A 21,338-nucleotide genomic window follows, 5' to 3' on the forward strand; every position below is an offset into this window, starting at 1 on the left:
CTGCTGCTGCGTCTTCGCCGGGCGGGCGGCGGCGGTCAGCGGGCGGGGTCCGGGAGTCGAGATCATGGAGGGATGATGGCAAACGACGGCGCCGGGCTCAACGGAGTTTCCGGCCACCCGCTGCGGCTGCTGGCGGACTGGGTGGCCGCGGCGGGGGGCGGGAGCGCCGCCCGCTGCTTCACCTTCACGACGGCGTCGCCCGACGGCGCCCCGCACGCGCGGACGGTGCTCGCCACGGCCATCGACGACGCCGCCGTGCGGTTCCACACCTCCCGCCCGTCCGTGAAGACGACGGACGTGGTCGCGAACCCGCGGGCCGCGGGCGTGTTCTTCTGGCCTTCGCCGGCCCGGCAGGTGACGCTGCACGGCCGGGCGGCCGTGCTGACGCCGTCGCCGTCCGAGGCGCGATCCTGGTACGCGGCGCTGTCGCCGCGCCTGCGGGCGCTGGCCTGGACCCACGACGAGGTCGCCGACGCGTCCGGCGGCGTCGAGGGTGCGCCAGTCGACCCGGCCGTGGTGCGGGCGGTGTTCGAGCGGTACATCGCGGCCGACCCGCCGCAGCCGCCGCCGTCGTGGACCCCCCTCGCGCTGGTCCCCGACCGCGTCGACGTCTGGTGGATGCCCGAGGGCAGCGGCATCGCCACTCGCGCCCGCTTCATCCGCCACGACGGCGGCTGGTCACACCGCTACGTGCTGCCCTGACCCACGAACGGATCGAGCACGACGATGCCGGTCTCCTCGAAATCGCGCACGTTCCGGGTGGCCAGCGGCACGTCCTGGCTCGCGCAGATGGCCGCGATCTGCGCGTCGGGGACGGAGATGGGCCGCCCGATCGACTCGCGGTGCGCGACGATCCGGGCGTACTCGGCGGCCGCCGCGTCGTCGAACGGCAGCACGGCGGAGGGTGTGTGCGCCGCGAACGTCTCGCGGATGACCACCTCGAACCGCCGCCGGCGTCGGCCCTCGGGCAGCTTCTCGATGCCGTAGAGGATCTCGGCCTTCGTCACCGCCGTGATCACCGTCTCGCCGAGGTGGGCACGCCGCCAGGCGACGACGTCGGGGTGTGGCACGGGCGTGAACAGCTCTGAGAGGACATTGGTGTCGAGGGCGATGATCACTCGAAGGTCACCGGGCGCTGCGTCTCGGTTCGGGCTGGGAGCTCGAGGTCGACTCCGCCCACCGCCGCGGCCGCGTCGACCAGCGCGTCGACCAAGGACTTCTGCCGCCGCGCGGGCGCCACGGCTTCGATGAGAATCTGCCGGACCTCGGTTTCGAGCGGACGGCCGCGCTGGGCCGCACGAACCCGGAGACGCTCTTTCACGTCGTCGGGCAGCTCACGTACCAGGATCTGGGCCATGCCGATCACCTCGCTGATATCAATGCTATCAGGGGACGCCGACGAGGCGCAGCAGTGCCGCCGTCGCGGCGGCGGCCAGCACGACCAGGACGAACGGGGCCCGCCGCCACGCGAGCAGCGCCCCGACGGCCACGCCGGCGGGCTTGGCGACCCCGGCGAACTCGCGGCCGTCGAGGACGGCGGAGGTCGCGACGAGGGCCGCGAGCAGGACGATCGCCGACACCCCCAGCAGCTGCTCCACCCGCGGCGAGAGCGTGACCCGGTCGCGCAGCATGGGACCGGCATACCGGAACGCGAACGTCCCGGCGCCCAGCACGAACACGGCCGCCACGAGCGCCGTCGCCGACATCGTCACGCGGCCACCTCCTCCGACGACGGGTGCGCCGGCCGCGCCAGCGCCACGACGACACCGGCCAGTGCGAGCAGCACCGGCAGCCCGGCCTGCAGAAACGGCGCCGTCGCCAGTGCGATCGCCACCCCGACGACGCAGGCCAGCGCCGTCGTCCGGTCGCGCAGCGCCGGCAGCACCAGCGCCAGCAGCACGGCCGGGAAGGCGGCGTCGAGACCGAGCGCCGCCGGATCGCTGACCGCCGACCCTGCCGAGGCGCCCACGACCACGCCGATGTTCCAGCACGTGAACAGCGCGACGCCGCACGCCCAGTAGGCCGCCCGCCGGCGCGTCGCGTCGGGCTGGGCCAGCGCGAACGCCACCGTCTCGTCGACCATGACGTGGCTGCCGACGACACGCCGCCAGCCACGGCCGACGACGTCGCCGACGGTGAAGCCGAATACGACGTGCCGCACGTTCACCAGCAGCCCGGCCAGCACCGCCGCCACTGGGTTGCCGCCCGACGCGACCAGGCCGACGAACATGAACTGCGCCGCGCCGGCGAACACCACGACCGACAGCAGCATGGGAGCCCACACCGGCAGCCCCTCGCTCACCGCGATGGCGCCGAAGGACAGGCCGACCACCGCGTCGGCGACACACACGAGCGCGATATCTCGCGTCAGCGCCCGGTCGGCGCGTAGTGTTCGGTAGATCGAACGCATGACCACTACACTGAACGACGCATGACCGTTCGTCAAGACGAACGACCGACCGATGGAGCGAACATCGTCATGAGCCAGCCGAAGGCGCCGCTCGCCGTCATCGCCGCGTCCCTGCAGCGCGAGCGCCGGCGCACAGGGCTCTCGCTCGCGGAGGTCGCCCGCCGCGCCGGCATCGCGAAGTCGACGCTGTCGCAGCTCGAGTCCGGCGGCGGCAACCCGAGCGTCGAGACACTGTGGGCGCTGAGCGTCGCACTGGACGTGCCGTTCGCCCAGCTCTTCGAACCGGCCAGGCCGCGCGTGCAGGTGATCCGCAAGGGCGAGGGGCCGGCGGTGGCGTCGGAGCGGTCCGACTACGTCGCCACCGTACTGTCCGCCAGCCCGCCGAACGCCCGCCGCGACATCTACCTCATCAGCGCCCAGCCGGGCGAGCCGCGCGCGTCCGAGCCGCACATGCCCGGCGTCGTCGAGCACGTGGTGCTGAGCGCCGGCCGGGCCGAGGTCGGGCTCACCGGCGACCCCGTCGAGCTGGCGCCCGGCGACTACGTCGCGTACCCGGGTGACCTGCCGCATGTGTTCCGCGCGCTCGAACCGGACACCGTCGCCGTCCTGGTCTCCGAACACGTCTGAAGAATTCTTCTCGGGGCTGTCGATCCGGTCGCCGGTCGCGTGTCGAGAGGATGTAGACAGCTGTTCCACCGACACCACCGAGGAGTTCTGATGGCTCAGTACGCGATTCTGATCTACGAGCGTGAGGCGGAGGGCGGCCAGGCGCCGGACCTGCCGCCGGAGATCCTCGAGGCGCACGGCGCGCTGCCCGGCCGCATCCGCGACAGGGGCGGCAAGGAGCTCGGCGGCATCGCGCTGGAGCCCAGCGCGACGGCCACGACCATCCGCGGCGATCTCGTCACCGACGGCCCGTTCATCGAGACCAAGGAGGCGCTGGCCGGCGTCTTCGTCATCGAGGCACGCGACCTCGACCACGCCATCGAGCTGGCCCGCATGACACCGATCGTCAGTGGCGGCGTCGAGGTCCGGCCGCTGCTCGGGCTCGACTTCTCCGGGCTCACGTCCTGACGGTCGAACAGGCGGTCGCCGACGCGCACCGTCGCGAGTGGGCCTTCGTGCTCGCCGCGACGGTGCGGGTCACGCGCGACCTCGACGCCGCCGAGGAGGCCGTTCAGGACGCGTACGTCCAGGCGCTCACCCGGTGGCAGCGCGACGGCGTCCCCGCCAAGCCGGGCGCGTGGCTGACGACGGTGGCCCGGCGGACGGCGCTCAACGTCATCCGGCGCCAGCGCACCCTGCAGGCCAAGCTCCCGCTGCTGCTCATGGACGCCGACGACCACGGCGCCACGGTCGAGACGGAGGTGGAGACCAGGATGATCGCCGACGACGTGGCGCCGATCCCCGACGACCGGCTCCGCCTGATCTTCACCTGCTGCCACCCTGCGCTGGCCCAGGAGGCGCAGGTCGCGCTGACGCTGCGGCTGGTCTGCGGTGTCGGCACCCCGGACATCGCGCACGCGTTCCTCGTCGCCGAGCCCACCATGGCCGCCCGCATCACCCGGGCGAAGAAGAAGATCGCGTCTGCCCGCATCCCGTACGCGGTCCCGGCCGCGAGCGACCTGCCCGTGCGCATCGACGCCGTCCTCACGGTGATTCACCTGCTGTACGCGACCGGCCACACCGCCCACTCCGGTGAGAACCTCGTCCGCGACGAGCTGACCGGCCGCGCCCTCGACCTCGCCCGCATGCTTCGCCCGCTGCTGCCGTCGGAGCCCGAGACCGCCGGGCTGCTGGCGCTGCTGCTGGTGCACCAGGCCCGCCGCGCCACCCGCACCGACGCCGACGGCCGGTTGCTGCGACTGGAGGAGCAGGACCGGTCGCGGTGGGACCGTTCGCTCATCGCCGAGGCCGACCGGCTGGTCGTGGGCGCGCTGCGGTCCGGGTCGCCCGGCCGGTTCACGCTGCAGGCCGCGATCGCCGCGCTGCACGCCCAGGCGCCCAGCTATGCCGAGACCGACTGGCCGCAGATCCTCACCCTGTACGACGAGTTGCTGCGCCGCTGGCCGTCCCCGGTCGTCGCCCTGAATCGCGCCGTGGCGGTGTCGATGGTCGACGGCCCGGGGCCGGCGCTCGCCGTCGTGACCGCCCTCGAGGACGACGGCCGGCTGGCCGGCTATCGCTATCTCCCCGCGACGAAGGCCGACCTGCTCTCGCGACTCGGCCGGCACGCCGAGGCGGCGCAGGCGTACCGGGCCGCGCTGGCGCTGAGCGACAACGCAGCCGAGCAGGAGTTCCTGCAGGACCGGCTCAGCCGTACGCTGCCGCCATGACCCGCCCCACCGGGCAGGCCCACCCAGGTGATCGTGGACAACGGCGTGATTGCAGGCGAGATATCCGACGGACGGCGCCGTTGCCACGATCGAGTTCGGGGGGACGGGACGCGCGGCGCTCTAGTCCCAGTGCGGCGGGCGGTCCGCTCCCGGCGGAAGGCGGGTCGCGGCGTCGCCGTTGGCGGCGTTCACCTGCGGCTGGGTGAGATACAGCGTCGTCGACAGGTTCGCGCCGCGCACGTCGGCGCCGCGGAAGTCTGCCCCGATGACGTCCGCCCGGTCGAGGTCCGCCCCGCGCAGGTCCGCCCCGATCACGTACGCGCCGCCGAGATCGGCCCCGCGCAGCGAGGCGCCGCGTAGGCGCTTCCCCATGAGGTCGGCCCCACGCAGGTCGCGCGCGGGCGTGCCCGCCCGGGCCAGCCGCGACGCCTCGCGCAGCAGTGGACCCGCCGCGGACCGCACCTCCCCCACGTCGACCGCGGCGAGCACTGCCGGCGATCCGGCCACCAACGCCGTCACCTGCACGATCTGCTCCGTCAGCGCCGGCCGGACCGGCGCCGCCGCCTCCAGCCGCTGCGCGAACTCCAGGTGCCACAGCACCTCGTGCAGCGGCCGCAGGACGCCGAACGCGGCGAACATGTCGTCTCGAACGGCAGGCGACAGCGTCCCGCCGAAGGTCACCTGGACCACCTGCTGTCCCGCGCCGAAGCAGTCGTACACCGTGCAGCCGGGGAAGCCCGACGAGCGCAAGCGGGAGTGGATGCCGCAGCGGAAGTCGTCGCGCAGGTTGGGGCACGGCTCCCCTGCCGGCTTGTCGAGGGCGAAGTCGGCTGTTCGTGTCAGCGCCGGGATGACGCAGCACAGACCTGCGCAGCGAGCGCAGTCGGCTCGCAGTTCGACCACGCTCGTAGCATACGAGCGCACGCCGTCGAGGCCGCCCTCGCCTCCGCGCTGCCGGAGCCGACGCCGTAGGTGACGCAGTGGGTCTCAGGCTCGCTCGAACCGCGCGTGCACGGCCTTCTCACCGGCAGTGAAGCCCGCGCACCGGTATCCGCGGAAGCCGGCGCCGTCGTCGAACAACCGCTCACCGCCACCGAGCAGCACCGGCGAGATGGCGATGTCCATCTCGTCGATCAGCCCGGCGTCCAGGTACTGGCGGATCGTGGCCGCGCCGCCGGCGACGAGGGCGTCCTTGCCGTCGGCGGCCGCGAGCGCCTGCTCGCGGGCCGACGCGATGCCGTCGGTGACGAAGTGGAAGGTGGTGCCGCCCGCCATCTCGACGGACGGGCGCGCGTGGTGGGTCAGCACGAACACGGGGTGGTGGTACGGCGGGTTCGGGCCCCACCAGCCGGTCCAGTTCTCGTCCGGCCAGTCGCCGCGGACCGGGCCGAACATGTTGCGACCCATGATCGTGGCGCCGATGTTGCGCCAGTTGCGCTGGACGTACTCGTCGTCGACCCCGACGGGCGCGGCCGCGGTGGGATCGGCGGCGTTGAAGGTCGGGGTGACGACGGCCCAGTCGTGCAGGCTCTCGCCGCCGATGCCGAGCGGATTCTCGATGCTCTGGTCGGGTCCGGCGCCGTAGCCGTCGACGGACACGGAGAACATGTGGACGCGGAGCTTCTGTGTGGTCGTCATGTCCATAGGTCGGAGTCGGGGACGGGACTTCTACATCATGCCGCCGACCTCTTTTTCGCGGACGTCTTCTTGGCCGCCGACTTCTTCGCCGCCGACTTCTTCGCGGGCGTCTTCTTCTTCGCCGACTTCTTCGCGGGCGCCTGCTTCCTCGCCCCGCCGGCGCGGCCCTTCTTCGCCGCGGCGACGCTGTCCTGCAGCGCGGTGAGCAGGTCGGTGACGCCGGTGGCGGCCGGCGCGCTCTCGGTGACGACCTCCTCGCCCTTGCGCTTGGCCTCGACCAGCTCCTCGACCCGTTCGGTGTAGGTGTCGTGGTACTGCTTCGGCTTCCACTCCTCGGTCATCGCCTCGATGAGGTCGACGGCCATGTCCAGCTGCTTGCCCTTGGACGCCGCCTTCGGCAGGTCGCCGAGCTCCTTGCCCGGGTCGCGGATCTCGTCGGCGAAGTACATCGTCTCGAGCACGAGCACCTGCCCGGAGGCGCGCACGCAGGCGAGGTACTCCTTGCTGCGCATGACGAACTTCGCGACGGCTGCGCGGTCGGTCTTCTGCAGCGCCGTGCGCAGCAGCGCGTACGACGTGTCGTTGTCGTCGCCGCCCGGGCCCAGGTAGTAGCTCTTCTGGAAGTGGATGGGGTCGATCTCGGCGAGCTCGACGAACTGCTCGATCTCGAGCGCCCGCGACCGGCCCGGCGCGATCTCCTCGAGCTCGTCCTTCTCGACGATGACGTATTCGCCGCCGGTGACCTCGTGGCCCTTGACGATGTCGTCGTACTCGACCTCGTCGCCGGTGCGCTCGTTGATCCGCTTGTAGCGGATGCGGTCCGACGTCCCGCGCTCGAACTGATGGAAGTCGACCTCGTGCTCCTGGGTGGCCGAGTACAGCCGCACCGGGATCGAGACCAGCCCGAAACTGAGGAACCCACTCCAGATCGACCGTGCCATGCCCGGCTCGTACCCGCCCGCGCCATGCGGCATGCGCGCATGACCCACCGCCACCCGGGTACGCGGCCCGCCATGAGAGCCGTTGTACTCAACTGCACCCTCAAGCCGTCCCCCCAGCCCTCGAACACCGGCGCATTGGCCGACGTCGTCGCCGGGTCCCTGCGCGGCGCGGGAGTCGAGGTCACCTCGTACCGGCTGGCCGACCTGAACCTCCCGCCCGGCGTCGAGACCGACATGGGCGACGGCGACGACTGGCCGACGGTGCACGACGCGATCCTCGCCGCCGAGATCCTCGTCGTCGCGAGCCCCACCTGGGTGGGCCGGCCGTCGTCATTGGCGCAGCGGGCGCTGGAGCGGCTGGACGCGATGATGTCGGAGACCGGCGCCGACGGCCGCCCGGTCGCGTACGACAAGGTCGCCGGCGTCGTCGTCACCGGCAACGAGGACGGCGCCCACCACGTCATCTCCGAGATCTGCGGCGGACTGGTCGACTTCGGGTTCACCATTCCGGGGCAGTCGTGGACGTACTGGCACCTCGGCCCCGGCCCGGGACCGGACTACCTCGACGAGACCAAGGGCCACGAGTGGGCGCACTCGACCGGCCGGACCATGGCGGCCAACCTGGTCGCGGCCGCCACGGCGCTGGCCGCGTCGCCGCTGCCCAAGCCGAGCTGACGCGGTCGGGGCCCGGCCCGTCGGCGCTCTCACTCCCCCAGCAGCGGGCCGAGCGGGCCCAGGTCGAGGTTCAGGTCCTGGACCGTCAGCCCGTACCGGCCGCGCAGGTCCGTCATCGCCTGGTCCAGTCGCATCAGCGCCTGCCCGAGCGCCTCGACCTGGTCGTCGTCGAGGTCGCCCTCGTCGACCCGGCGCAGCGCCTGCCGCTCCATGAGCTGGCGGACCAGCTCGACGACGGTGAGGACGAGCTTGAACAGGTCGCGCTCGACGGAGTCGGCGTCGGCGTCGATCCGGCTCGGCAGCACGTGGCGCGGGGCCGTCACCGCGCTTGCCGGCGCGGTCACCGTCGTTCCTCCGCCCGGATCGAGCGGATCAGCGCGTGCAACCGGACCTCCACCAGGTCGACGCCGGCGAGGGAGATGACGATGTCACCGGAGAGCACGACGCCCGCGCCGAGGAGCCGGTCGAGCAGGTCGACCAGCGCGATCTGCGCGACCGGCCCGGGCCGCGCGGGCGCCGCCGGTGGAGCCGACGTCACGACTGCTCCACCGTGACGAACGAGTACGCCGGCCACGGGCCGGCCACCTCGATGCGACAGTCCGTGTACCGGGCCCGCAGCGCCTCGACCGCGGCCTCGAACCCGCCGGAGTCGTCGATGGGCACCAGGTAGGCGCCGTTGAGGCTCATCGGGGTGGCGCCGCCGGTCAGCCGCTGGTCCTGCCCGGCGAGCCGGCGGGCGCCGACGGCGTGCGCGGCCAGTTCGGCGTGCACGTCTTCGGCGACCTCCGTCGCCCGGGCCAGCGCGTCGTCGCGGGCGGTTGCGGCGGCCTTGCGGCGGATCAGGTAGGCGGCGCCCGAGCCCGGCGTGCCGGCCGCGGGCGCCGGCTCGGCATCCACGCCCGGCCCACGTGAACTGGGCGCGAACACCTTCACGCTCCACTCGGCCCGGCCCGTCACCTCGTCCAGGGCGCGGCGGAAGCCGTCATGCCACCGCTCGAGCCGATCGCGGACGCCGTCGTCGTCGGCGCAGATGGTGGCCAGCCGCAGCGGCGCCGCGGGGACCGCGCGGGCGACCCCGTCGACGACGGCGTGATGGGCTCGCGCCGCGTGCTCCAGCCAGCCGAGGTCGTTGAGGTTGCGGGCCAGTGCCTCCTCGCCGAACGCGCCGGTCGCGCCCACGTCGACGGTCCCGACGACGGCGACCAGGTCGCGGTGGCGGACGGCGCGCACGGGCTCTCCCGCCACCCCGCGCAGCCCGCCGAGGACGCCGTCGTCGACCGGTGCCGCGATGGCGTACAGGTAGCAGCCGGACTCACTCATCCTTGCTCTCCACGGCCTTCCGCTCGTCGTTCCCGTTCGCGTTTCCGTCACCGTCGCCGGACAGCATCGGGTCGCGGCGCCACCAGTCGATGCCCATCTCCTGGGCCTTGTCGACCGACGCCACCAGCAGCCGGATCTTGATCGTCAGCAGCTCGATGTCGAGCAGGTTCACCCGGATGTCACCGGCGATGACGATCCCCTTGTCCAGCACCCGCTCGAGGATGTCGGCCAGGTTCGCCGGTTGCGGCGGCGCCGCCAACGACGAGCCGTACGGCCGGGTGAGCGGCGCGCGCTCTCTGGCGTCGGTCATGGGCGTTCAGTCCTCCTCCTTCGACGAGCCGCGCGTGTACCTGCGCACCCGCCGATAGCTCGTGAGGTCGCCCTCTTCGTCGAGGTCGACGGCGTACTCGGCCAGCACGTCGGTCGAGTGCGGGATGCGTTCGAGCTCGAGCACCTCGACCCGCACCCGCCAGCCGTCGTCGGTCTTCTCCAGACCGGTGACCGCCTCCGCGACCCGCCCGCTCAGCATCGCCAGTTGCTCGACCGCGCGTGCGGCCGCCTCCGTCGCCTTCACAAGAGCCGTCCGATCAGCTCGTCCTCCATGGCCGCGGCCTCCCCTTCCGACAGCAGGCCGGCGGCGCGGTCGCGGTCGACCTGCTCCAGGGCACGCTGGATGGCGACGGGGTCGCGGTACTGCCGCTCCGCCTCGTCGGCGATGAGCCGCGCCACCGCGACCACGCCGCGCACCGGCGCCAAGGGCAAGGCGACCAGCCCGGTCAGGAGGCCCATGTGTCGTCGCCCGGCACGAAGTCGTACGGCGCGGTCGGGCCGACCAGCCGGACCCGGCCACGTCCGGCCAGGTTGCGCGCCGCCTGCTCGGCGGCCTGCTCGAACTCGTCGAGTCGCTCGTCGGCCACCAGGAACGCGACGTCGACCAGGTGGTCGACCTCGCCGGCGGCGCGGATGTTCCAGCCCTCGGCGTGCGGCGTGAGCAGGTCGAGCAGGTCGCCGCTGTCGACGTCGCGCTTGACCTCGAGAGCGCGGGCGACCAGCTCGCCGAGCCTGATGCGCTCATTCCAGCTCTCCTCGACCGGCTGGTCGCGGGTGTCGTTGCGCAGGGTGGCGATCTCGGGGTGCTCCTTGACGATCTCGGCCAGGACGGCCTCCTCGTCGTAGCGCGCCCGGACGACGAACTGACGGTGACCGGCCAGCTCATCGAGCACGGACGCGAAGAAGTCCGAGTTGGGCCCGAGCAGCTCGGCGACCACGTCGCCGGTGTCGGCCAGCACGGCCCCGAACCGCACCGGGATGACAGCGCAGTGCTGAGCCAGCGTGTCGGTGACCCGGCTGTGCGCGAGCAGGTCTTCGCGCCGGCCGAAGGGGCGATCGGTGACCACCTTGCCGATGACGGCGGCGATGCGGTCGTGCGCGACCACCTCCACACCGCCGTCGTCCATACCCGTGAGGTCGTCCGGGACCGTCGTGCCGGCCGGCACGATGGCGTACACGTACTGGGCCGTCAGCCCGGCCGGTCCGGTCGTCGGCTCGTCCATCGTCGCCCCCGGTTCCGTGAGCGTCATTCGCTCTCGCTCCTCTGCCGGCGGCGGGAGGTCGTCTTCTTCGCCGGCCGGCGCCGTTCCTCGTCCTCGTCGTCGTCGTCACCGCCGCTGAAGGCCCCTTTGATGCCCTCGAGGGCCCCCTGGGTCTTCCCCTTGGCGGCCTGGTGGACGCCGTTGCCCATCAGCTCCGTGAGGTCCTTGCCACCGTGCTCGTACAGGTCGAGCCGGTTGGTCGCCTCCGCGAACCGCAGATAGGTGTCGACGCTGGCGACGACGATGCGGGCGTCGATGGTCAGCAACTCGATGCCGACCAGCGAGACGCGCACGTAGGCGTCGATCACCAGGCCCTTGTCCAGGATGATGTCGATGACGTCGGCAAGCCCGCTGGACGACGGGCGCTGGAGCTGGCCGCCGCCTCCGGAGCGTCGCTGGTTCACCACGGTCATGTGCTCACCTTTCGATCTCTTCCGGTGCCGCGACCCTCGTCAGGTCCGGCTGCGGCGCCGACGCCGGGGCTTGGGCTCTTCGTCGGCCGGCTCCTCTTCCTCGGCCGGCTCCTCCTCGGCGAGCGCCTCGTCCTCCTCGTCCTCCTCCTCGGCGGGCTCGTCCTCGTCCTCTTCGGCCTCGTCCTCGGCGGCGGGCTCGTCCTCGTCCTCGGCAAGCTCCTCGTCCTCGGCGAGGTCGTCCTCGTCCTCTTCGGCGAGGTCCTCCTCGCCCTCCTCGGCAGCCTCGTCCTCGTCCTCGTACTCGTCGGCCTCGTCGTCGGCGAGGTCCTCCTCGCCCTCCTCGGCGGGCTCGTCCTCGTACTCGTCGCCTTCGGCCTCGTCGCCTTCGGCCTCGTCGCCTTCGGCCTCGTCGCCTTCGGCCTCGTCGCCCTCGGCGTAGTCCTCGTCCTCGTTCTCGGCTTCTTCGGCCTCGCGCTCGCGGGCCTCCTCGTCGGTCACCTCGACCTGGCTGTCGTGGATCTCGCCGCGCCAGCCCTCGACCTGGTCCGGGTCCTGGAGGAGGTTCATCATCACGTGCCGGCGGAAGTGCTTGAGCTCCAGCCGGGCGCGGCGGCCCTGTGCGCGCCAGATGTTGCCGGTGCGCTCGAACAGCCCCTGCGGGTAGTACTCGAGTACGACGACGACGCGGGTCAGCCGCGGCGCCAGCTCGTGGAACGTCACCGCGCCGTCGACGTGGCCCTTCGGCCCCGACGAGCGCCAGACGATCTGCTGGTCGGGGACCTGATCGATGATCGTCGCCGACCACGTGCGGTGCGACCAGAAGATCTGTGCCTTGAAGTCCACCTTCTCGTCGGCCTTCTGCTCCACGCTCTCGACCTTCTTCATGAAGTTCGAGAAGTCCTGGAACTGGGTCCACTGGTTGTAGACCACATCGATGGGCGCACCGATGTCGATCTGTTCGATGATGTTCGTCGCCTTGGTCGCCTTGTCGCCCTTGCCGTCGCCGCCCTTCGAGCCGCCGCCGAAGGCGCCGACGACCTTGTCCTTCACCCCGCTCACCGCGCCCTTGAAAGCGCCGGGAATGCCACCCTTCGCCGCCCCGGTGAGGACGGAACCCCCGATGGACCCGCCTGACGCGACGTCGTCGAGCTTGCTGGTCGCCTTGCTGATGCGGTCGCCGGCGGACTGCACCGCCCACGTGCCGAGCGACGACAGGCCGTGCTTCGCCTCGTCCTTGAGCCGATCCAGCGGCAGCTCGTCGAGCATGCCGCGCATGCCACCTTGGTCCGGACGGACGTCGGTGTCTGTGTCGTTGTCGGTACGCGTAGCCATTCAGGTCACCCCCTGGTCCCGGAACGGGACCGCCCGGACGACGCGGACTTCTTCGCCGCCGTCTTCTTCGCTGTCTTCTTGGCGGGCGCACGCTTGCGCGCGGCGTCGCCCTCACTGGCGGCGCTCTTCTTCGCCGGTGCCTTCTTCGCAGTGCTCTTGCGCGGCCGGTCCTGCTCCTCCGAGGACTCCTCCGCGGAGTCGCGGCGGCCGCGCCGCGGCTTCCGGGCGGGCGCCGCGTCGCTCTCGTTCTTCCGCGGCGGCTCCTCCTGCTGAGGCTCCTCCTGCTGAGGCTCCTCCTGCTGAGGCTCCTCCTGCTGATCGTCCTCCGCCCGGTCGTCCTCCGCGCCCGACTGATCCAGCGGGACCTTGTCGGTGACCGCACCGGTCAGCCGGTCGGAACGGTCGCGGATGGAGTCGCTGACCGCATTGATGCGACTGCTGACGACGCCCACCGCGGCGCCGCGCGCCGCCGTGAACAGCGTGGTGCGGACCTGGTCGGAGATCTCCGCCAGCTCGGGGCGGCTCTCGATGAGCTCGTTGGCCTGCCGCAGCATGCCCCGCGGATCGGTGGCCAGCCGCTTGCCGGCCAGCATGCTGCCGACGGCGATCGCCAGCTTGAGTTTCTTCCTGCGGCCCAGCACGTAGCCGGTGGCCGCCGCTGCGGCGACTCGGGTGGCCGTGTTCATGACACACTCCCTTTGTGGGGGCTTGTACCGATTGAGGGGTATTGCTGCGGCGTACCCCACGAGGTCTGCGACAAACGATCACCCGTCGCGCCCGAAGGCGCTCAGGCGGCGAGGCGCAGGACCCGCTGGATCATCGGGATGCTCGGATAGAAGTCTTCGTCGATGTGCGCGACGAGGATCGCCGCGTAGTCCGCGATGTCGTCCTCGGTGAGGAGCGACTCGATCTGGTCGAGCATCGTCGACGACGGGTAGAGGTCGGCCTCCACTTTGCGCATCAGCGAATCGAGGAGGATTCTCCGGACGACCTCGTTGGGCTGGTGCTTCGGCATGGACCCTCCAGGGCCGGGTCGGGAACTCGACTCTGATCGGGTACCACCTGAGCGAGACGCCAAACGGGGCGATCCGGACCTAACGGACTGTTCTCATCGAGCTCTCAGGGATGCACGCGGCCGAGGAAGTCGCGGGTGAGCGCGACCAGCTCGCCCAGGTGCGTCTCGATGAGCCAGTGGCCGGCGTCGTTCACCACGTGCAGCTCCGCGTCCGGCAGGTCGTCGAGGTACGCCGCGCCCGCCTCGACCGGCAGATAGCCGTCGTGCGGGCCCCACACGATCAGCGCCGGCGGACGGTGTTCGCGCAGGTGGGCCTGGAAGTCCGGGAAGGCCGCGACGCTGTCGCGGATGCGGCCCATCAGCTCGACCATGATCGCCTGGTTGCCCGGCTCGCGCATCCGGGCCCAGGCCAGCCGCCACAGCTCGGGCGAGATGCGCTCGCGCACGTGCTCCGGCACCTCGCCGAGCACCTCCTCGCGCAAACCCCTGCTCGGTGCCGGCCTCCTCGAGCCGGCGGCGCAGCTCCGGCCGCGGGTCTGCCCAGTACTCCTTCAGACCGGCGTACTTGGGGCCCATGGTGTGCTCGTAGGCGTCGCCGTTCTGGATGATCAGACCGGCGACGCGCTCCGGGTGGCGCATGGACAGACGCAGGCCGATCCCGGTGCCGTAGTCGAACAGATACACCGCGAACCGGCCGACGCCGAGCTTGGTCAGCAACTCGTCCAGGATGTCGGCGTAGCTGTCGAAGGAGTAGGTGAACTCGGCCGGGTCGGGCTGGCCACTGTGGCCGAAGGCCGGGTAGTCGGGGCGATCAGCCGCCACCGGTCGCCCAGTGCCGCCATCAGCCCCCGGTACTGGAACGACGACGACGGGTATCCGTGCGGCAGGAGTACGACGGGGCCGTCGGGCGGGCCGGCCGCGCGGTAGAAGATCTCGATGCCGGCGATCTCGATGGTCCGGTGGAACTCCGGCGCCAGGGCCACGGACACTGGACGTCACCTCCGCTGGTCGCTCCTGGTGACGTTCCCCGCGCCCCTCGTGCCAAACGATGAGGGGTTCAGCCCGGCGCCGCCCGGAACGGGCGGAAGAACGCGCGCAGCTCCTCGGCGTAGAGCTCGGGCTCCTCGAACGGCGCGAAGTGCCCGCCCCGCGGCGGCTCGGTGGCCCGGACGAGGTTCGTCGAGCGCTCGAGCCAGGCCCGCGGCGGCCGGACGACGTCGCCCTGGAAGATCGAGAAGCCCGACGGCACCTCGACCCGCCGGGCCAGTTGCGCGGGCGGTATGGCGGCGTTGGCGGCGTACATGCGCATGGCTGAGCCGATGGTCCCGGTGAGCCAGTAGATCGTCAGGTTGGTGAGGATCTCGTCCTTGGTGAAGCTCCGCTCGACGTCGCCGCCCGAGTCGCTCCACGACCGCAGCTTCTCGACGATCCACGCGGCCAGCCCGGCCGGCGAGTCGGTCAGACCTGCCGCGACGGTCTGCGGCTTCGTGCGCTGGATCGCCGCGTAGCCGCCCTCCGTGGCGCCCCACGCCATCGCGCTCTGGATCCAGTCGCGTTCCTCGGGCGAGAGCTCGGCCGGGTCGCCGCCGAACACCGGCAGACCGGCGTCCATGCGGTGCACGGCGACGACGCGGCCGGGATGGTCGAGCGCGAGGTAGCGGCTCACGTGGCTGCCGAGGTCGCCGCCCGCGGCGCCGAACCGCTCGTACCCGAGCGCCGTCATCAGCTCGGCCCAGAGCCCGGCGGCAGCGATGGAGTCGAGCGGCTGCGGCGGCGGGTCGGAGTACCCGTACCCCGGCAGGTCCGGCACGACCACGTCGAACGCGTCAGCCGGGTCGCCGCCGTGGGCACCGGGGTCGGTGAGCAGCGGAACGACCTTCGTGTAGCGCCAGAAGGAGTCGGGCCAGCCGTGCGTGAGGATCAAGGGCATCGCCGGCTCGACCGTTCCAGTGGCGGCGCGGGCGTGGACGACGTGGATGCGCAGGCCGCCGACGCCGACGCGGTAGCGGGGCAGCCGGGCCAGCGCCTCCTCCTGCGCCCGCCAGTCGAAGCCGTCGGCCCAGTACTCGACCAGCTCGCGCAGGTAGCCGACATCGGTGCCGAGCGACCAGCCCGCATGCTCCGGCGCGTCGGGCCAGCGGGTGGCCCGCAACCTCGCCCGCAGGTCCTGGATCTCCGCGTCCGTGGCGCGCGGGTCGAACGGCTCGGGCTGCGCGGCGGCGGTGTCGGTCATGCGATCACCCTACGAGCCGGTACCGACAGCCCGGAGGCACTCACCACCCGGGCGGCGACCGCCGTCGCGGCGCCGGCCTGCTCGTCAGCCGATCCGCTCACTCAGGGACACGACGATGCCCTCCGGCCCGCGCACCTGGGCCATGCGCCAGCTGTTCTCGTGCCGGCCGATGCCGCCGACCAGTCCGTAGCCATCGGCGGCCAGGCGCTCGACGGCGCCCGCGAGGTCGTCGACCTCGAAGCACACGCTGCGGATTCCCAGCTCGGTCGCCATGGCGGCGGGCGATCCGGGCTCGTGGTCCGGCCTGACGAAGGCCGCGAGCTCGAGCCCGGTGCCGCCGCCGGGAGACCGCAGCATGACGATCTCCGTCCGCGAGTCGGGGATGCCGATGACCGTGTCGACGAAGTCGCCCTCCAGGAATGTACGGCCCTCGACCTCGAGGCCCAGAGCGACGAAGAACGCCGTCACCTCGTCGAGGTCGGCGACGGTGATCCCGACATGGTCGAACTGCTTGATGTGGCTCATGACTGTGATCCTCCAGTGTGGCGTCCGGTCTGTGGTGCGGGGACGTAGTCGTCGCCGCATTCTCGACATGCCCGCAGCCGCACATCGCGGCGATCGCCGCGCTAGTCCCCCACGACGGCGGCGGGGAGGACGGAGTCCTCGAGCCGGCCCTCGGGGTCGTAGACCGCGCACATGATGGCGCGGTCGCCGTCGGCCCAGGTCTCGGCCGTCGGGAGGATCGGGTAGTAGTCCAGGCCGGACTCGTCCTGGCTGGTCCACTGCTGCTCGAAGCCCTTGCCGCACTCGTCCCAGCCGATCTGCGCGACGGCGTCGCGGTCCCAGGCGGCATCGGGGGCGTGGACGAACATGTACGACTGGTTGTCGGCGCCGTCGACACAGGGGGTGTAGACGACGACGTCCTCGCCGGCGTAGTCGGAGTACTCGGGGTCGGAGAAGCACTCCGTGACCTCGATGTCGAGCAGGCCCGTGACGCCGGCGTCGATGAAGGTGTCGTCCTTGTGGACGGAGCCGCCGCACCCGGACGCCGTCAGCGCGATGACGGCGAGACCGGCGGCGGCGAGCAGCCGGCGACCGGCGGCGGGGCGTGGCACGGCCGGATCGTAGGCATCCCCGGATGAACGACGGCTGTCCGGGAGATGCCCCGGAGCCCTCCCGATGATGGCCGTTGGCCGTCGTGACCTGCGACGGGGTCGCAACAAGAGAATCGTTTTCAGCTGTTCATCGCCGGGTCGACCTGCCGTGAACTCGCGGCCCTCGGCAGGACCGGCAGATCTGGATGAATCAGGCAGACTGCCGCGCGACCTGTGCGGCAGCGTTCGGAGTGTCCTGGGAGGAGACTCAACGTGAGTGACGTGAGGAAGCGCGGGCCGCTCGGCTCCCGCCGTGCGGCCGGTGCCGCCGTCGGTGCCGCGCTGCTCGGGGGCGGCCTGATCGCCGTCCCGGCCGCTGTCGGTGCCGACAGCGAGCCCCCGGTCAAGGTTCCGGCGGCGGAGATCTACGAGCCGTCGGCCGTGCCGGACCGCATCATCCTGGTCCCGACCTCGACCCCTGCGACGTCGCAGAAGGTGTCGTGGCGGTCCGAGGTCGGCGGCGAGTACGCGCAGGCCCAGATCGTCGAGGCGCCCGTCGCGCTCGGCCAGGTCGCCCCGTCCGCCTCGCTGCGGACGGTGAACGCCAGCTCGACCAACCCGGTCAACACCACCCTCGGCTATGCGTCGGTCTACCACCAGGTGGAGTTCACCGGCCTGCAGCCGAACACCCGCTACACCTACCGGGTGGGCGACGGCGTCAACTGGAGCGAGTGGATCGACTTCACCACCGCAGCGGCGGAGTTCGAGCCCTTCTCGTTCATCTACTACGGCGACATGCAGAACTACATCGACACCGCCGGCCCGCGCGTCTACCGCCAGGCCTTCGCCGACCGCCCGGAGGCGAAGGTCGTCGTCAACGCCGGTGACCTCATCGACTCGGCGAACAGCGAAGAGCAGTGGGGCCAGTGGCACGCCGCCGACGGCTTCATCAACAGCCAGATCAACAACATCTCGATCACCGGCAACCACGAGTACAGCGGTGGTCAGCTGTCGACGTTCTGGCAGCCGCAGTTCCCGTTCCCCACGAACGGCCCGGACTTCGGTGACGACGCCACGAACGCCGCCCTGCGCAACACCATCTACTCGGTGGACTACCAGGGCGTGCGCTTCATCGGTCTGAACAGCAACGTGCAGAGCCTCGCCCCGATCATGGCCGCGCAGACCGCGTGGCTGGAGGAGCAGCTCTCCACCAACCCGAACAAGTGGACCGTCGTCACGTTCCACCACCCGGTCTACTCGGTCGCGTCGGGCCGCAACAACCCGACCGTCCGTGCTCAGTGGGGCCCGCTGTTCGAGGAGTACGGCGTGGACCTGGTCCTGCAGGGCCACGACCACACCTACGGCCGCGGCTCCACCACGGCCTCGCGCAAGTCCGTCACCGTGCACGACAGCACCGTCTATGCGACCTCGGTGTCGGGCGGCAAGATGTACGACGCCGTTGACACCAACTGGGTCGCCAACGGCGCGGACCAGATGTCCGTCGGCGAGGACATGCAGCTCTACCAGATGATCGACGTCACCGAGGACAGCATCACCTACGAGGCGCGCTACGCCAACGGTGAGCACCACGACGGCGTCACCATCCGCAAGAACGACGCGGGTGAGCGCACCGTCCAGGAGATCCGCACGCCGGAGAACACCGTCGGCGAGCAGGTCGCGGTCGACACCCTGACCGTGGACTTCAAGGGCACCGTCAACGCCTCCGCGTGGGGCTACGACCCGGGCGAGAAGGTCGACGTCTACGTCCGCAACGTCGAGCGCGGCCAGGACGTCCTGGTCGGCGAGGCCACGGCCGACGAGCTCGGCCGCATCCTCGAGCTCCCGGTCCGTCTCCCGTCGTCGGCGAAGAGGCTCAGCGAGCAGATCGTCTACCTCGAGAGCGTGAACCAGCAGATCACCAGCCCGGTGATCACCGTCAACAGGTAGCCGAAGTACGTACCTCAGCTGAGGCTCAAGAGGCCGCTGACGATCGACTGAAACACCACGTACAGAGGCGGGCCGCCCCGATCAGGGGCGGCCCGCCGCTTCTGTTGCGTGCGGGTGCGACGACGGCGTCAGCTCACCCGACGTCGGACTGCGCGGCCACCCGGACGAGGGCGCCGCGGTCACGGCCGGTGATCAGACCGGCGGCGGCGAGCTGGTCGGCCAGCTGCGTCGTGTGCCGGACGAAGGCGCCGTGGCTCGGCCAGTCCTCATCGTCGAGGACGTGGTCGTTGACGGTGCAGGTGCCGGCCAGGCCGGCGTTCGGGACGCCGGTGTCGACGCCGTCGATGACGACGGTCTCGCGGGTGTCCTCCGGGCCGCAGATCGGCAGCGCCAGCGGGCCGCCGACGACGGGGAGCGCCACCGTCGTGCCGGCCAGGTCGACGGACAGCTCGGTGCCCGGCTGCGGGCGCAGCGTGAACTCCGGGTCGGTCGACCAGATCATCAGCCCGATCTGCGAGCCGGCCGGGATGACCTGGTCGTCCGGCTGCAGCGGCACGGTCACGTCGACGAACTCACCGGGCGTGATCGGCTTCTCGTCGGTGAGCGAGTCGCGGTTCAGCGGGTCGGCCCAGCCGCGGGTGATGATGCTGGTGGTCGAGCCGCGGGTCGACGACGTGCAGCCCGACGCGCTGGTCCACGGCAGCTTCACCAGGGCGACGGACAGGTTCGCCCGTGCCTTCGAGGCCGCCATGCGCACCGTCACCTCCGTCACGCCGGACAGGTGCACGTTCTCGGTCAGCGTCGGCGTCGTGTAGAGCAGCCGGTTCTCCGACGGCACCGTCGCCAGCACACCCGCGTTGCAGGCGGTGTTGCCGGCGTCGACGAGCGTCTCGGTGGCGTCGTCGCCCAGCGCCAGCGAGGTGAAGCCGCCCGCCGTCGCGCCGCCGGCCTGCAGGTTCAGCGTCGCCGTCGTCGCGGCCGGGTTCGGGTAGTCGGCGTACGGGGTCAGCGTGCTGCCGCCGAGCTCGTTGCGGACGACGAACGCGGTGTTCGTGTCGTCCTCGATGCCGTTGTCCTGTCCGTAGAGGTACTGCGAGAACCAGCGGTTCATCATGTCCAGCGGCGGGTTGCCGCCGTGGCCGCCCTGGTGGAAGTACTCGTGGACGGTGATGCCCTTGGCCTCGAGCGCCTCGGAGATGCGGACGCTGTGCTCGGGCACCACGTTCCAGTCGTTGAACGCGTGCGCCATGAGAACGGCCGCACGCACGTCGTCGAGCTGGTTGAGGTAGTCGCGGCCGGCCCAGAAGTCGTTGTAGTCGCCGGTGACGCGGTCGTGCTCGGCCTGCATCAGGTCACGGACGGTGTCGCGGCAGTACTGCCGCTTCTCCAGGTCACCGCTGTTGATGTAGTCGAACAGGTAGTCGATGTCCTCGCCGACCCAGCCGCCCGGGTTCCGCACCAGGCCGTTGGACCGGTAGTAGTGGTAGTACGACGTGTTCGGCGCTACCGGGATGATCACCTCGAGGCCCTCGACGCCGGTCGTCGCGGCGGCCAGCGGCAGCGTGCCGTTGTAGGAGGTGCCGGTCATGCCGACCTTGCCGGTCGACCAGGTCGCCAGTACCTGCTCGTCGCCGTCGGCGCTGGTGAACCCGCGAGCGCGGCCGTTCAGCCAGTCGACGACGGCCTTCGGCGCCAGCGACTCGTTCGGGGCGCCCACCGTAGGGCAACCTTCGGAGAGGCCGCTGCCGGGCGACTCGGAGTGCACGACGGCGTACCCGCGCGGCACCCACGTGTTGATCAGGCTGGTCGAGATGACGGGACTGGTGCTGCCGGGAGCACGCGGGCCCTCATTGGTGGGGACCTCCGGCTGCAGCTTCTCCGGCGAGAGCCGCTGCGGCGGCACGGCGCCCAGCTCATGGTTGACGTTCCAGAAGAACCGCGAGTTGGTGCTCGCCGTGCCGGAGTAGTACGGGCTGGACTCGTACACGACCGGCACCTTCAGGCCGTCGGAGTCGGTCTCGGCCGGCCGGGTGACGTCGACGTGCATGCGGTCCAGCTCGCCGTCGCCGTCGGTGTCGAACTCCGTCTCGACCCAGAGCTCCTGCTGGATGAACGGTCCGGTGAAGACCGGCTGTGCGAGCCCGTCGACGAACGTCGGCACGGCGGGTGCGGGGACGGGCGCCGGAGCCGGGGCAGGGGCGGCGTTGGCCGCCGCCCCGTGGGCGGTGAGCAGGGCGGCGGTACAGACGCCGGCGGCGGCGAGGGCCGCGCCGGCTCTGGTCCGGGTTCCGCGCAGGGCCATGAGCGGTCCTTCCTCGAAGGGCGGGGATGCTCGGAACCTAGTAGTGGGTCAGTGCAATGTCATCCGACAGCTGTCGCATGACAGCCGGAG

General features: G+C 71.4%; 28 protein-coding genes and 1 pseudogene. 6 read left to right on the forward strand and 23 right to left on the reverse strand.

Annotation, left to right across the window (positions count from 1 at the left end):
* Positions 1-72: 72 nt before the first annotated feature.
* Positions 73-702, forward strand: coding sequence for a pyridoxamine 5'-phosphate oxidase family protein (locus tag E1212_RS08400; protein WP_131981239.1), 630 nt, complete (start codon positions 73-75; stop codon positions 700-702).
* On the opposite strand, the gene E1212_RS08405 is transcribed toward E1212_RS08400, so the two are convergent.
* From E1212_RS08405 to E1212_RS08420, 4 genes are read right to left on the reverse strand one after another with little or no spacing between them, the layout of a single operon-like run.
* Positions 687-1,118 (reverse strand): type II toxin-antitoxin system VapC family toxin, encoded by a 432-nt coding sequence (locus E1212_RS08405; RefSeq protein ID WP_203416618.1) that lies wholly within the window; start codon positions 1,116-1,118, stop codon positions 687-689. The genes E1212_RS08400 and E1212_RS08405 overlap by 16 nt on opposite strands.
* Complete coding sequence (locus E1212_RS08410; RefSeq protein WP_131981241.1) at positions 1,115-1,357, reverse strand: FitA-like ribbon-helix-helix domain-containing protein; 243 nt, start codon at positions 1,355-1,357, stop codon at positions 1,115-1,117. Before E1212_RS08410 ends, E1212_RS08405 begins: the two co-directional genes overlap by 4 nt.
* Before the next feature lie 28 nt (positions 1,358-1,385).
* Positions 1,386-1,706, reverse strand: a complete 321-nt coding sequence (locus E1212_RS08415) for an AzlD domain-containing protein (protein WP_131981343.1) — start codon at positions 1,704-1,706, stop codon at positions 1,386-1,388.
* A 2-nt stretch (positions 1,707-1,708) separates the two neighbouring features.
* Positions 1,709-2,410, reverse strand: a complete 702-nt coding sequence (locus E1212_RS08420; RefSeq protein ID WP_131981243.1) for an AzlC family ABC transporter permease — start codon at positions 2,408-2,410, stop codon at positions 1,709-1,711.
* A gap of 69 nt (positions 2,411-2,479) precedes the next feature.
* On the opposite strand from E1212_RS08420, the gene E1212_RS08425 reads away from it, so the two are divergent.
* From E1212_RS08425 to E1212_RS08435, 3 genes are all read left to right on the forward strand, one after another.
* The gene (locus E1212_RS08425) at positions 2,480-3,037 is read left to right on the forward strand and encodes a helix-turn-helix domain-containing protein (RefSeq protein ID WP_131981245.1); all 558 of its coding nucleotides are present in this window, start codon (positions 2,480-2,482) and stop codon (positions 3,035-3,037) included.
* Positions 3,038-3,127: 90 nt separating this feature from the next.
* Positions 3,128-3,484, forward strand: coding sequence for a YciI family protein (locus E1212_RS08430; RefSeq protein ID WP_131981247.1), 357 nt, complete (start codon positions 3,128-3,130; stop codon positions 3,482-3,484).
* Positions 3,485-3,531: 47 nt separating this feature from the next.
* Entirely contained in the window at positions 3,532-4,746 is a 1,215-nt protein-coding gene (locus E1212_RS08435) for an RNA polymerase sigma factor (RefSeq protein ID WP_131981249.1), read from the forward strand.
* A gap of 120 nt (positions 4,747-4,866) precedes the next feature.
* Here E1212_RS08435 and E1212_RS08440 read toward each other — a convergent pair whose 3' ends face one another.
* The 3 genes from E1212_RS08440 to ku all read right to left on the reverse strand — a co-directional run bounded on the left by E1212_RS08440 (position 4,867) and on the right by ku (position 7,325).
* The gene (locus E1212_RS08440) at positions 4,867-5,649 is read right to left on the reverse strand and encodes a pentapeptide repeat-containing protein (protein ID WP_238992279.1); all 783 of its coding nucleotides are present in this window, start codon (positions 5,647-5,649) and stop codon (positions 4,867-4,869) included.
* 84 nt (positions 5,650-5,733) lie between these two features.
* A complete protein-coding gene (locus tag E1212_RS08445; RefSeq protein ID WP_131981253.1) occupies positions 5,734-6,384 on the reverse strand; it encodes a dihydrofolate reductase family protein in 651 nt (216 codons plus the stop codon).
* A gap of 35 nt (positions 6,385-6,419) precedes the next feature.
* Positions 6,420-7,325 carry a non-homologous end joining protein Ku gene (ku, locus tag E1212_RS08450; RefSeq protein ID WP_131981255.1) on the reverse strand — a complete coding sequence of 302 codons (906 nt, stop codon included), beginning with the start codon at positions 7,323-7,325 and terminating at the stop codon, positions 6,420-6,422.
* Between the two features lie 72 nt (positions 7,326-7,397).
* Here ku and E1212_RS08455 point away from each other — a divergent pair, with 72 nt between their 5' ends.
* Entirely contained in the window at positions 7,398-8,000 is a 603-nt protein-coding gene (locus tag E1212_RS08455; protein WP_131981257.1) for a flavodoxin family protein, read from the forward strand.
* Positions 8,001-8,029: 29 nt separating this feature from the next.
* Here E1212_RS08455 and E1212_RS08460 read toward each other — a convergent pair whose 3' ends face one another.
* The 15 genes and pseudogenes from E1212_RS08460 to E1212_RS08525 form a co-directional block, all read right to left on the reverse strand.
* Positions 8,030-8,323: a gas vesicle protein K gene (locus E1212_RS08460; RefSeq protein WP_131981345.1), complete on the reverse strand. Its 294-nt coding sequence runs from the start codon at positions 8,321-8,323 to the stop codon at positions 8,030-8,032.
* A 17-nt stretch (positions 8,324-8,340) separates the two neighbouring features.
* Positions 8,341-8,538: a gas vesicle protein gene (locus E1212_RS08465; RefSeq protein ID WP_203416620.1), complete on the reverse strand. Its 198-nt coding sequence runs from the start codon at positions 8,536-8,538 to the stop codon at positions 8,341-8,343.
* Positions 8,535-9,320, reverse strand: a complete 786-nt coding sequence (locus E1212_RS08470) for a GvpL/GvpF family gas vesicle protein (RefSeq protein ID WP_131981261.1) — start codon at positions 9,318-9,320, stop codon at positions 8,535-8,537. The genes E1212_RS08465 and E1212_RS08470 overlap by 4 nt, the downstream gene beginning before the upstream one ends.
* Positions 9,313-9,630, reverse strand: a complete 318-nt coding sequence (locus E1212_RS30910) for a gas vesicle protein (protein ID WP_238992281.1) — start codon at positions 9,628-9,630, stop codon at positions 9,313-9,315. Before E1212_RS30910 ends, E1212_RS08470 begins: the two co-directional genes overlap by 8 nt.
* Before the next feature lie 6 nt (positions 9,631-9,636).
* On the reverse strand, positions 9,637-9,894 hold the full coding sequence (locus tag E1212_RS08480) for a gas vesicle protein GvpO (RefSeq protein ID WP_131981263.1): 258 nt from the start codon (positions 9,892-9,894) through the stop codon (positions 9,637-9,639).
* A complete protein-coding gene (locus E1212_RS08485) occupies positions 9,891-10,109 on the reverse strand; it encodes a gas vesicle protein GvpG (RefSeq protein ID WP_131981265.1) in 219 nt (72 codons plus the stop codon). Before E1212_RS08485 ends, E1212_RS08480 begins: the two co-directional genes overlap by 4 nt.
* Positions 10,097-10,900 (reverse strand): GvpL/GvpF family gas vesicle protein, encoded by an 804-nt coding sequence (locus E1212_RS08490; RefSeq protein WP_131981267.1) that lies wholly within the window; start codon positions 10,898-10,900, stop codon positions 10,097-10,099. Before E1212_RS08490 ends, E1212_RS08485 begins: the two co-directional genes overlap by 13 nt.
* A complete protein-coding gene (gene gvpJ / locus E1212_RS08495; RefSeq protein ID WP_131981269.1) occupies positions 10,897-11,325 on the reverse strand; it encodes a gas vesicle protein GvpJ in 429 nt (142 codons plus the stop codon). The genes E1212_RS08490 and gvpJ overlap by 4 nt, the downstream gene beginning before the upstream one ends.
* A gap of 39 nt (positions 11,326-11,364) precedes the next feature.
* Positions 11,365-12,657, reverse strand: a complete 1,293-nt coding sequence (locus E1212_RS08500) for an SRPBCC family protein (RefSeq protein ID WP_203416622.1) — start codon at positions 12,655-12,657, stop codon at positions 11,365-11,367.
* Between the two features lie 5 nt (positions 12,658-12,662).
* Complete coding sequence (locus E1212_RS29935) at positions 12,663-13,343, reverse strand: hypothetical protein (RefSeq protein WP_203416624.1); 681 nt, start codon at positions 13,341-13,343, stop codon at positions 12,663-12,665.
* Positions 13,344-13,444: 101 nt separating this feature from the next.
* On the reverse strand, positions 13,445-13,672 hold the full coding sequence (locus E1212_RS08505; protein WP_131981271.1) for a hypothetical protein: 228 nt from the start codon (positions 13,670-13,672) through the stop codon (positions 13,445-13,447).
* A gap of 104 nt (positions 13,673-13,776) precedes the next feature.
* A pseudogene (locus E1212_RS31050) lies at positions 13,777-14,655 on the reverse strand (alpha/beta fold hydrolase).
* Between the two features lie 74 nt (positions 14,656-14,729).
* On the reverse strand, positions 14,730-15,905 hold the full coding sequence (locus E1212_RS08515; RefSeq protein ID WP_131981273.1) for an epoxide hydrolase family protein: 1,176 nt from the start codon (positions 15,903-15,905) through the stop codon (positions 14,730-14,732).
* Between the two features lie 84 nt (positions 15,906-15,989).
* The gene (locus E1212_RS08520; protein ID WP_131981275.1) at positions 15,990-16,430 is read right to left on the reverse strand and encodes a VOC family protein; all 441 of its coding nucleotides are present in this window, start codon (positions 16,428-16,430) and stop codon (positions 15,990-15,992) included.
* 101 nt (positions 16,431-16,531) lie between these two features.
* Positions 16,532-17,020 carry a hypothetical protein gene (locus tag E1212_RS08525; RefSeq protein ID WP_131981277.1) on the reverse strand — a complete coding sequence of 163 codons (489 nt, stop codon included), beginning with the start codon at positions 17,018-17,020 and terminating at the stop codon, positions 16,532-16,534.
* A gap of 252 nt (positions 17,021-17,272) precedes the next feature.
* On the opposite strand from E1212_RS08525, the gene E1212_RS08530 reads away from it, so the two are divergent.
* On the forward strand, positions 17,273-18,946 hold the full coding sequence (locus E1212_RS08530; RefSeq protein ID WP_131981279.1) for a purple acid phosphatase family protein: 1,674 nt from the start codon (positions 17,273-17,275) through the stop codon (positions 18,944-18,946).
* A 133-nt stretch (positions 18,947-19,079) separates the two neighbouring features.
* Here the strand turns inward: E1212_RS08530 and E1212_RS08535 are convergent, their stop codons facing one another.
* On the reverse strand, positions 19,080-21,248 hold the full coding sequence (locus E1212_RS08535) for a Xaa-Pro dipeptidyl-peptidase (protein WP_131981281.1): 2,169 nt from the start codon (positions 21,246-21,248) through the stop codon (positions 19,080-19,082).
* Between the last annotated feature and the right edge of the window lie 90 nt (positions 21,249-21,338).

The sequence above is a fragment of the Jiangella ureilytica genome (assembly GCF_004348545.1).
GTDB lineage: Bacteria > Actinomycetota > Actinomycetes > Jiangellales > Jiangellaceae > Jiangella > Jiangella ureilytica.

What these genes read in the sequence shown, in the direction of transcription:
- E1212_RS08400 (WP_131981239.1), top strand. Translation starts at nt 73, where the DNA reads ATGATGGCAAACGACGGCGCCGGGCTCAACGGAGTTTCCGGCCACCCG.
- E1212_RS08410 (WP_131981241.1), bottom strand. Translation starts at nt 1,357, where the DNA reads ATGGCCCAGATCCTGGTACGTGAGCTGCCCGACGACGTGAAAGAGCGT.
- E1212_RS08415 (WP_131981343.1), bottom strand. Translation starts at nt 1,706, where the DNA reads ATGTCGGCGACGGCGCTCGTGGCGGCCGTGTTCGTGCTGGGCGCCGGG.
- E1212_RS08420 (WP_131981243.1), bottom strand. Translation starts at nt 2,410, where the DNA reads ATGCGTTCGATCTACCGAACACTACGCGCCGACCGGGCGCTGACGCGA.
- E1212_RS08425 (WP_131981245.1), top strand. Translation starts at nt 2,480, where the DNA reads ATGAGCCAGCCGAAGGCGCCGCTCGCCGTCATCGCCGCGTCCCTGCAG.
- E1212_RS08430 (WP_131981247.1), top strand. Translation starts at nt 3,128, where the DNA reads ATGGCTCAGTACGCGATTCTGATCTACGAGCGTGAGGCGGAGGGCGGC.
- E1212_RS08445 (WP_131981253.1), bottom strand. Translation starts at nt 6,384, where the DNA reads ATGACGACCACACAGAAGCTCCGCGTCCACATGTTCTCCGTGTCCGTC.
- ku (WP_131981255.1), bottom strand. Translation starts at nt 7,325, where the DNA reads ATGGCACGGTCGATCTGGAGTGGGTTCCTCAGTTTCGGGCTGGTCTCG.
- E1212_RS08455 (WP_131981257.1), top strand. Translation starts at nt 7,398, where the DNA reads ATGAGAGCCGTTGTACTCAACTGCACCCTCAAGCCGTCCCCCCAGCCC.
- E1212_RS08470 (WP_131981261.1), bottom strand. Translation starts at nt 9,320, where the DNA reads ATGAGTGAGTCCGGCTGCTACCTGTACGCCATCGCGGCACCGGTCGAC.
- E1212_RS30910 (WP_238992281.1), bottom strand. Translation starts at nt 9,630, where the DNA reads ATGACCGACGCCAGAGAGCGCGCGCCGCTCACCCGGCCGTACGGCTCG.
- E1212_RS08485 (WP_131981265.1), bottom strand. Translation starts at nt 10,109, where the DNA reads ATGGGCCTCCTGACCGGGCTGGTCGCCTTGCCCTTGGCGCCGGTGCGC.
- E1212_RS08490 (WP_131981267.1), bottom strand. Translation starts at nt 10,900, where the DNA reads ATGACGCTCACGGAACCGGGGGCGACGATGGACGAGCCGACGACCGGA.
- gvpJ (WP_131981269.1), bottom strand. Translation starts at nt 11,325, where the DNA reads ATGACCGTGGTGAACCAGCGACGCTCCGGAGGCGGCGGCCAGCTCCAG.
- E1212_RS08500 (WP_203416622.1), bottom strand. Translation starts at nt 12,657, where the DNA reads ATGGCTACGCGTACCGACAACGACACAGACACCGACGTCCGTCCGGAC.
- E1212_RS29935 (WP_203416624.1), bottom strand. Translation starts at nt 13,343, where the DNA reads ATGAACACGGCCACCCGAGTCGCCGCAGCGGCGGCCACCGGCTACGTG.
- E1212_RS08505 (WP_131981271.1), bottom strand. Translation starts at nt 13,672, where the DNA reads ATGCCGAAGCACCAGCCCAACGAGGTCGTCCGGAGAATCCTCCTCGAT.
- E1212_RS08515 (WP_131981273.1), bottom strand. Translation starts at nt 15,905, where the DNA reads ATGACCGACACCGCCGCCGCGCAGCCCGAGCCGTTCGACCCGCGCGCC.
- E1212_RS08520 (WP_131981275.1), bottom strand. Translation starts at nt 16,430, where the DNA reads ATGAGCCACATCAAGCAGTTCGACCATGTCGGGATCACCGTCGCCGAC.
- E1212_RS08535 (WP_131981281.1), bottom strand. Translation starts at nt 21,248, where the DNA reads ATGGCCCTGCGCGGAACCCGGACCAGAGCCGGCGCGGCCCTCGCCGCC.